Source organism: Psychroflexus planctonicus, assembly GCF_014640195.1.
In the GTDB taxonomy this organism is placed as follows: Bacteria; Bacteroidota; Bacteroidia; order Flavobacteriales; family Flavobacteriaceae; genus Psychroflexus; species Psychroflexus planctonicus.
The window spans coordinates 1-540 of record NZ_BMGM01000034.1; the positions used below are offsets into that span (position 1 = coordinate 1).

Consider the following 540-nt stretch of genomic DNA (forward strand, 5'->3'; position numbering starts at 1 on the left):
AACAACCCAATCACCGATATAAGCAACTACCAAAACATAGACAACCCACAAACCATCGAAATAAGTGTGTTTAGTGATGATACGGATTGTGTAGCGACGACAACTTTAACTTTAGTGGTAGATCCATTACCCACGATTCCAGCACCCGAACCTTTAGTAGTTTGTGATGCCGATAACGAAGGTACCAGCGAGTTTGATTTGCAAGCCGCTATCGAAGACATCTTGGATGGCGAAGTGAATACCCAAATCACTTACCACTTAACCGAAGTAGATGCCAACAATGGAGACAATGCCATTGCCATAGCAGATGAAGATAACGAGCCTATTTTATTTCAAAACACCAATCCGTTTAGCCAAACCCTATATATCAGAGCCGAAAACATCGGTGATGCAGATATCAACGGAACCGGCTGTTTTACCATCCAAGCCTTGGAGCTGCAAGTAGAAGAAAGCCCACGCATCCAAACACTAGAAGACTTGGTGATTTGTGATGATGATACACTCAACGGATTTGCAGCATTCAACTTGGCACAAAACACC

At 43.1% G+C, this 540-nt stretch carries 1 protein-coding gene; it reads left to right on the top strand.

Features of this window, described 5'->3' with window-relative positions; all coding sequences use genetic code 11:
* Positions 1 to 540, top strand: a 540-nt coding sequence (locus tag IEV72_RS13610) for an FIDD domain-containing protein (protein WP_505891266.1), incomplete at both ends; no start/stop codon positions are given.